The following is a 7,460-nucleotide window of genomic DNA, read 5'->3' as shown; positions in this document are numbered from 1 at the left end:
GATCACGACCGCGTTGTTCCGCCGGGCCGGATGCGGGCGCGCGGCCGGCGTGGCGGAACAACGCGGTCGTGATCTATCGCGGTTCGTCGGTCGACGACGGATCGCACGGCGGCGGAACCGGCACGCCGGGCCTGCCGCCGCTGCCGACCGGGCTGCCGTCGTGGCCGGCGATGCCCGCGGTTCCGGGCGGTGCCAATGTCGCGGCGCAGGCGGGTGCGCCGCCGCCGGGAGCGACGGTGCAGTGACGGATTGACGATTCGGGCCGTCCGTCCGGCGGCCGGCATTTGACGGGAACACGCATGGTGCGCATGGTTCGTTGGATCGCTTTCCTGGGCCTGGCCTGCGGCATCGCGTCCGGGGGCGCCGCCGCGCAGGTCGCGCGGGCGCCGGACGCGGGCGCGGCGCTGTCGATCGCGACCGGCAAGGGGGAACTGCTGTCGCTGCCCGAGCCTGCAACCGCGATGTTCGTCGCCGATCCTGCCATCGCGGACATCCAGGTGCCGTCGCCGCGTACCGTATTCGTGTTCGGCAAGAAGGCGGGCACGACCACGCTGATCGCGCTCGGCGCGAACCATCGTCCGATCCTGCGCAAGACGGTGATCGTGCAGGTCGACACGGCGTCGCTGCAGGGCGTGCTCGACAGCCGGTTTCCGCAACTGAAGCTGTCGGTGTCCGGTGCGCCGGGCTCGCTGATGGTGTCGGGCAAGGTGCCGAGCGCGGCCGACGCCGACGCCGTGATGCAGTCGCTCACGCCGTACCTGCACGACAAGGAAAAGATCGTCAACCGGCTCACGCTGTCGCGCCCGATCCAGGTGAACCTGCGCGTGCGGGTGACGGAGGTGAGCCGCAACATCACGCAGCAGCTCGGCATCAACTGGAGCTCGCTGGGCGGGGCCGGCAACTTCGTCGGCGGGCTGTTCAACGGGCGCACGCTGTTCGATCCGACGACCAGCCTGTTCAACCTGTCGCCGACGGGCGCGTTCTCGGTGCTCGGCGGGTTCCGCGCGGGGCGCTGGTCGATCGACGTGGTGCTCGACGCACTCGACCAGGAGGGCTTGATCACGATGCTCGCCGAGCCGAACCTCACCGCGATGTCCGGCGAGACCGCGAGCTTCCTCGCGGGCGGCGAGATTCCGATCCCAGTCGCACAGGCGGGCTCGTCGACCGGCGCGATCACGGTCGAGTTCAAGCCGTTCGGCGTGTCGCTCGATTTCACGCCGACCGTGCTCGCCGACAACCGGATCAGCCTGAAGGTGCGGCCGGAAGTGAGCGAGGTCGATGCGAACAACAGCGTGACGACCGGCGGCGTCAAGGTGCCGGGGCTCACGGTGCGGCGCGTCGAGACGACGGTCGAGCTGTCGAGCGGGCAGAGCTTCGCGATCGGCGGGCTGCTGCAGAGCCAGACGGCCGATACGGTGTCGCAGATCCCGGGGCTCGGCCGGCTGCCGATCATCGGCCGGCTGTTTTCGTCGAAGAACTTCCAGGACAACAAGACCGAGGTGGTCGTCATCGTCACGCCGTACATCGTGCAGCCGGCCGGGCCCGGCCAGCTCGAGCAGGCGATCGACACGGTCGCGCGGCCGAGCAGCGACCTGGAGTTCGCGGTGCAGCGCAACCTGGGGCTCGACCTGCTGTCGGGCGATACGCCGCGCCTCGTCGGCGCCGCGGGCTTCGTGTACTGAACCGGAGGCGCGCCCATGCGAACCCGATCGATCGTTGCCGCACTGCTGCCGCTGGGGCTCGCGGGCTGCCTGTCGGCGCCGCCGCCGGTCAACCTGCCCGACGCGCGGACGATCGGCTTCGACGGCGCGCGCGCGGTGCCGCCCGATTGCGCGACGCTGATGCAGCCGTCGCATCTCGTCGACGCGGGGTACGCGCGGCCCGGCGTGCCGTTCGGCTGCGCGACGTACTCGAACCTCGCGGCGATGCTCGCGCGGCCGGAGGATCTCGTCGCGCCCGTGCCTTACGGCGGCGCGGACGCGCAGGCCGCGGCCGACGCGGTGCGCCGCTACGTCGAGGATCGCGTGAAGCAGCCGACGCCCGGCAAGACGCTGACGACCGGCTCGCCCGGCCATTGAACCGACCCGGATGCCATCACGATGCCGCCCATGAACCTCCTCGATCGCCAGCACACCCGGCGCGCCGCGTCCGCGGGAGCGGCCGATCTCGTCGCGGTCGTCGCCGATCCGGGCAGCGAGGACGTGATACGCCGCGTCGCGCAGGAGCTGTCGATCACGCGCACCCATCTGCAGGCGGGCACCTGCGACGATGCGATCCGGCTGCTGCAGCAGTACGAGCGTTCGCCGCGCCAGCTCGTCATCGACGTGTCGGATTCGGTGCTGCCGGTGTCGGACCTGATGCGGCTCGCCGACGTGTGCGACCCGTCGGTGCGCGTCATCGCGATCGGTACGCAGAACGACGTCGGGCTGTTTCGCAACCTGCTCGGCATCGGCGTGCAGGACTACATCGTCAAGCCGCTGACCGTCGAGTTGATGCGGCGCGCGCTGACGGCCACGGAGTCGGTCGTCCAGGCGCGTACCGGCAAGGTCGTCAGCTTCGTCGGCGCGCGCGGCGGCGTCGGCGCGACCACGATCACGGTGAGCCTCGCGCGCTTCCTGGCGGGCGAGAAGCGCCGCCGCGTGGCCTATGTCGACCTGAACCTGCATGGCGGCGGCGCGAACTCGATGTTCGGGCTGTCCAGCAACAACGGGCTGATCGAACTGCTGAACATGGGCCAGCGCCCCGACGACGCGTTGTTCGAGCGCATGTTCGTCACGAAGGGCGACCGGCTGCACGTGCTGTCCGCCGAGCTGGCGTACGGTGCCGACGCCCCGGTGGGCGACGAGGCCGTCGCGCGCCTGGTCGACATGCTGAAGGACCGCTTCCATTACGTGCTGTTCGACGTCGGGAGCGGTGCCGGCAAGCTGCTCGAGGACGCGCTCGTCGCGTCCGATCTCGTCCATGTCGTGGTCGACCGCTCGGTGCATGCCGCATACGAGGCCGCGCGGCTCGTGCGTTTCGTGCGGGAACTGCCCGGCGAGCGGCTGCTGTCGATGGTGCTGAACAACCCGCTCGCGCCCGTCGCGGGCCGGGTCGAGCCGGTCGATTTCGAGGAGGCGTTCGGCGGCGCGCCGCTGCACGAACTGCCGCACGAGCCGCAGACGCTCGCCGTCGCCGAGAATCTCGGCGAGCCGATCGAAGGCGCGAAGCGGCACGGCTTCGTGGATCAGATCCGGCAGCTCGCGAACGGCATTACCGGCGAGCCGATGGCCGTCGCCGAGCCGTGGTATGCGCGGCTCGTCAAGTGGAGGAAGGGATCGTGACGTTCGGTACCCGCAACCGGCCGCCGGCGAACCCCGTGCCGGCCGCGACGCCCGCCGTGGCGCACGAGCCGGCACCGGCGCCGGCGGAAGCACCTGCGCCCGCGTCGGCATCGGCCCGTGCGCCCGTGGCGGCCGATACCCACGAGGCGCTGATCCGGTCGAGCAAGTTCGATGCGATCCGCCACGCGGTGTTCACGTCGATGAACATGTCGGCGGCGCTGATGAAGACGCGCGACGAGGTGCGCGCGGGCATCGAGCAGGTGGCCGCGCATACGGTCGAGCGCGAGCGCCTGAAGATCACGGCCGGCGAGCAGGTGCTGATCGTCGATGCGATCCTGAACGACATGTTCGGCGTCGGGCCGATCGAGCCGCTGCTGGCCGACGACACGGTCACCGACATCCTCGTCAACGGGCCCGACCAGGTGTACGTCGAGCGCGCGGGCCGGCTCGAGCTCACGTCGCTGAAGTTCCGCGACGACGCGCACGTGGCGAGTGTCGCGCAGCGGATCGCGGCGGCGGTGGGGCGGCGCGTCGACGAGAGCAGCCCGATGGTCGATGCGCGGCTCGCCGACGGCAGCCGCGTGAACGTCGTGCTGCCGCCGATCGCGATGCGCGGCCCGTCGATCTCGATCCGCAAGTTCGCGAAGCGCGACATCACGCTCGCGCGGATGGCGCAGCAGGGCAACATCTCGCATCCGATGCTGCAGGTGCTGAAGGTTGCGTGCGCGTGCCGGCTGAACATCGTGATCTCGGGCGGCACCGGCTCGGGCAAGACGACGCTGCTCAACGCGCTGTCGCAGCATATCGAGCAGCACGAACGGATCGTGACGATCGAGGATGCCGCCGAGCTGCAGTTGCTGCAGCCGCACGTCGTGAGCCTCGAGACCCGCCCGGAAAATACCGAGGGGCTCGGCGGGATCTCGCAGCGCGATCTCGTGCGCAACGCGCTGCGGATGCGGCCCGACCGCATCATCCTCGGCGAGATTCGCGGCCCCGAGGCGTTCGACGTGCTCCAGGCGATGAACACGGGGCACGACGGCTCGATGACGACGATTCACGCGAATTCGCCGCGCGACGCGATCAGCCGGCTCGAGAGCATGGTGATGATGGCGAACGCGAACCTGCAACTGCTGTCGATCCGCCGCCAGATCGCGAGCGCCGTGCACCTGTTCGTGCAGATCGAGCGGATGCGCGACGGGGTGCGGCGCGTGACGCGGATCACCGAGATCGTCGGGATGGAAGGCGAGGTGGTCATCACGCAGGACCTGTTCGCGTTCCGTCAGGAAGGCGACACGACGCGCGATGCGGTGAAGGGCGTGTTCGAGGCATCGCCGTTGCGGCCGGGATTCGCGGCGCGTGCCGCGTATTACGGCGTCGAGGATGCGCTCGCCGAGGTCTTCCGGCAATGAGGGCCGCCGACCTGTTCGCGGTGGGCGGGTTCGTGACGATCCTCGCGATCGGGCTCGTGCTGTCGTCGCTGTTCGATCGCGCGAGCCATCACCCGGCGCAGCGCATCCGCGCACGGATGCGCAAGCTGTCGCCGTCGCTCGCCGGGCACGCCGGGCACGCGTCCGCCGCGCCCGGCGTCGCGCTGTTCAACCTCGAGCGCCGGCAAGGCCGCCTGCGCGCATGGCTGCAACGCCGCGTGACGCGGGTGCGCGCGGTGGGCGGCAAGGGCGGGGTGAGGATCGTCGTCGCGAGCACGATCGCCGGTGCGATCGCGGCGATCGTCGCGGTGAAGCTGATCGGGCCGCCGGGTTTCCTGCGTCCGCTGATCTATGTCGGGTTGCCGCTGGTCGCGATGCGCGCCAGCTACCGTGCGCTGGTCGACCGCTTCCGGGTGCGTTTTCTCGAAGCGTTCCCGGACGCGATCGACGTGATCGTGCGGGCCGTGCGCGCGGGGATTCCGGTCACGCAGGCGATTAGCATGGTCGGCGACGGCGCGGCCGAGCCGGTGCGCGCGACGTTCCGTTCGATGGGCGACAGCCTGCGCGTCGGCGCGGATCTCAAGGACGTGCTGACGCAGGCCGCGGACCGGCTGATGATCGCGGACTTCTCGTTCTTCACCGTCTACCTGCTGCTGCAGCGCGAGACCGGCGGCAGCCTCGGCGAAACGCTCGACGAGCTGTCGAGCATCATCCGCACGCGCCGCGACATCCGCCTGAAGACCCGCGCGCTGACCGCCGAAGGGCGCATCACGACGAACATCATTTCAGCGGTGCCGTTCGTGATGATCGGCGCGCTGTTCCTCGTGAACCGCGACTACGTGATGCTGCTGTTCTCGACGCACGCGGGGCACACGATGCTGACGATCGCGGCCGGGTTGCTGACGGTCGGCCTGCTGGTGATCCGCAAGATCTCGAAACTGGATACCGCGCGATGACGATGTCGATACTGGCCGCCCGCGGCTTCGAATTGCTGCTGTTGCTCGCCTGTGTCGCAGCGGCGCTCGGCAGACCCGGCGGCGGCACCCGCCAGCGGATCGCCGCGCGCGTGCGGCAGGCTGCCGGGCAGCACCCGCCGGCACCCGTGACGGGGTGGCTGCAGCCGGGCGGCGTTCGCCAGGACCTGACGCGCCGGCTCGCGCAGCTGGGCGAACGGCTGCCGGTGCTCGACCCGATGCAGCGCGTGAAGCTCGGCCTGCAACTGACGCGCGCGGGCTTTCGCGAGCGCCGCGCGGTGTCGTCGATGATCGGGATCAAGCTGAGCTGCGGCGTGCTGTTCGCATGCGGCGCGATCGTGTTCAGCCCGCTGATTCCGCGCTTCGGCGAATACTTCGTGATCCGGGCGCTGGCGATGGTCGCCGCGTTCGTGGTCGGCGTGATCGTGCCGGAGTACGTGCTCGGCGCGATGATCCGGCGGCGGCGGCGGCTCATCGCCGCGTGCTTTCCGGACGCGCTCGACCTGCTGGTGATCTGCACGATGGCCGGCAACAGCCTCGCGTCGGGCATCCGGCGCGTCGCGCACGAACTGTCGCGCATCTGCCCGCCGCTCGCCGACGAGCTGACGGTGTGCGCGGACGAGCTCACGCTGAGCGGCGACGTGTCCGCGACGCTCGCGCATTTCGCGACGCGCGTCGATTTCACGTCGGCGCGGTCGCTCGCGACGACGCTCACGCAGTCGCAGCGCTTCGGCACGCCGATCACGCAGGCGCTGCGCACCCTGTCGCGCACCGAGCGCACCGAGCAGATCGTCGCGCTCGAGGAACGGGCCGCGAAGCTGGCGCCGAAGATCACGTTGCCGATGATGCTGTTCATCCTGCCGACGGTGTGCCTGATCGCGGCGGGCCCGGCGGCGATTCGCCTGCTCGAGGTATTCAGATGACACGATCCGTCATACGCGCGTTCGCGTTCGCGGCCGTGCTGCCGGTGCTGGCCGGCGGCTGCGCGCCGGGCATCCAGACGCGGCCGGTGCTGTCGCACAAGAGCGACGACCCGCAGGCCGAGCTGCGCATCGCGGACAGCGCGCTTGCCGGCGGCAACGTCGATCTCGCATCGACGCTGTACGAGAAGGTGCTCGCGAAGCATCCCGAATCGCTCGCGGCGCGCCTGGGGCTCGGCGACGTCAACTACCGCGCGGGCGACCTGGAGCGCGCGCGGATCCTCTACGACGACGCGCAGCGGCAGGCGCCCGCGGAGCTCGGCCCGCGGCTCGGGCTCGCGCGCGTCGCGTTGCGGCAGCGGCGTCTCGACGAAGCCGCGCAGCGCTATCGCGACCTGCTGGCCGCGCAGCCGAACCATCCGCTCGCGGCGGAAGGGCTCGGCACCGTGCTCGACCTGCAGGGGCGTCATGCGGATGCGCAGGTCGTGTATCGCGACGCGCTGCGCGCGCACCCGGACGCGCAGGGGCTGCGCGTCGACCTCGGGCTGTCGCTCGTGCTGAGCAACCGGCCGCGCGAGGGCGTGAACGTGCTGCTCGACGTCGCCGGGCTGCCGTCCGCGCCGTGGCAGGCGCGCCAGAACCTCGCGTTCGCGTACGGCGTGCTCGGCAATACCGATTCGGCGAAGAAGCTGCTGTCCGCGGATTTGCCCGCGTCGGCGGTGGCCGACAACCTGCGCTTCTACCAGGCGGTGCGCGCGCGGCTCGCGTCGCGCGGGGGCGGCGGCAGTGCAGGGGGTGCCGGTGCCGGTGCCGGTG

The 7,460-nt window shown here is 70.8% G+C and carries 7 protein-coding genes and 1 pseudogene; all 8 read left to right on the top strand.

Annotation, left to right across the window (positions count from 1 at the left end):
- Positions 1-245: pseudogene (locus L810_RS48225) on the top strand (Flp pilus assembly protein CpaB); the annotation flags it as partial.
- Between the two features lie 54 nt (positions 246-299).
- Positions 300-1,682, top strand: coding sequence for a type II and III secretion system protein family protein (locus L810_RS41505; protein ID WP_021164088.1), 1,383 nt, complete (start codon positions 300-302; stop codon positions 1,680-1,682).
- A gap of 15 nt (positions 1,683-1,697) precedes the next feature.
- On the top strand, positions 1,698-2,078 hold the full coding sequence (locus tag L810_RS41500; protein WP_021164087.1) for a CpaD family pilus assembly lipoprotein: 381 nt from the start codon (positions 1,698-1,700) through the stop codon (positions 2,076-2,078).
- 21 nt (positions 2,079-2,099) lie between these two features.
- Positions 2,100-3,323, top strand: a complete 1,224-nt coding sequence (locus L810_RS41495; RefSeq protein WP_042978295.1) for an AAA family ATPase — start codon at positions 2,100-2,102, stop codon at positions 3,321-3,323.
- Entirely contained in the window at positions 3,320-4,732 is a 1,413-nt protein-coding gene (locus L810_RS41490) for a CpaF family protein (protein ID WP_021164085.1), read from the top strand. The genes L810_RS41495 and L810_RS41490 overlap by 4 nt, the downstream gene beginning before the upstream one ends.
- Positions 4,729-5,706 carry a type II secretion system F family protein gene (locus L810_RS41485; RefSeq protein WP_021164084.1) on the top strand — a complete coding sequence of 326 codons (978 nt, stop codon included), beginning with the start codon at positions 4,729-4,731 and terminating at the stop codon, positions 5,704-5,706. The genes L810_RS41490 and L810_RS41485 overlap by 4 nt, the downstream gene beginning before the upstream one ends.
- Entirely contained in the window at positions 5,703-6,647 is a 945-nt protein-coding gene (locus L810_RS41480) for a type II secretion system F family protein (protein ID WP_021164083.1), read from the top strand. The genes L810_RS41485 and L810_RS41480 overlap by 4 nt, the downstream gene beginning before the upstream one ends.
- A partial coding sequence (locus L810_RS41475; RefSeq protein WP_042978294.1) for a tetratricopeptide repeat protein occupies positions 6,644-7,460 on the top strand: 817 nt, incomplete at its 3' end. The genes L810_RS41480 and L810_RS41475, both read left to right, overlap by 4 nt.

This window comes from Burkholderia sp. AU4i (assembly GCF_000466765.1).
In the GTDB taxonomy this organism is placed as follows: Bacteria; Pseudomonadota; Gammaproteobacteria; order Burkholderiales; family Burkholderiaceae; genus Burkholderia; species Burkholderia cepacia.
This window is presented reverse-complemented; position numbering and strand designations above follow the sequence as displayed.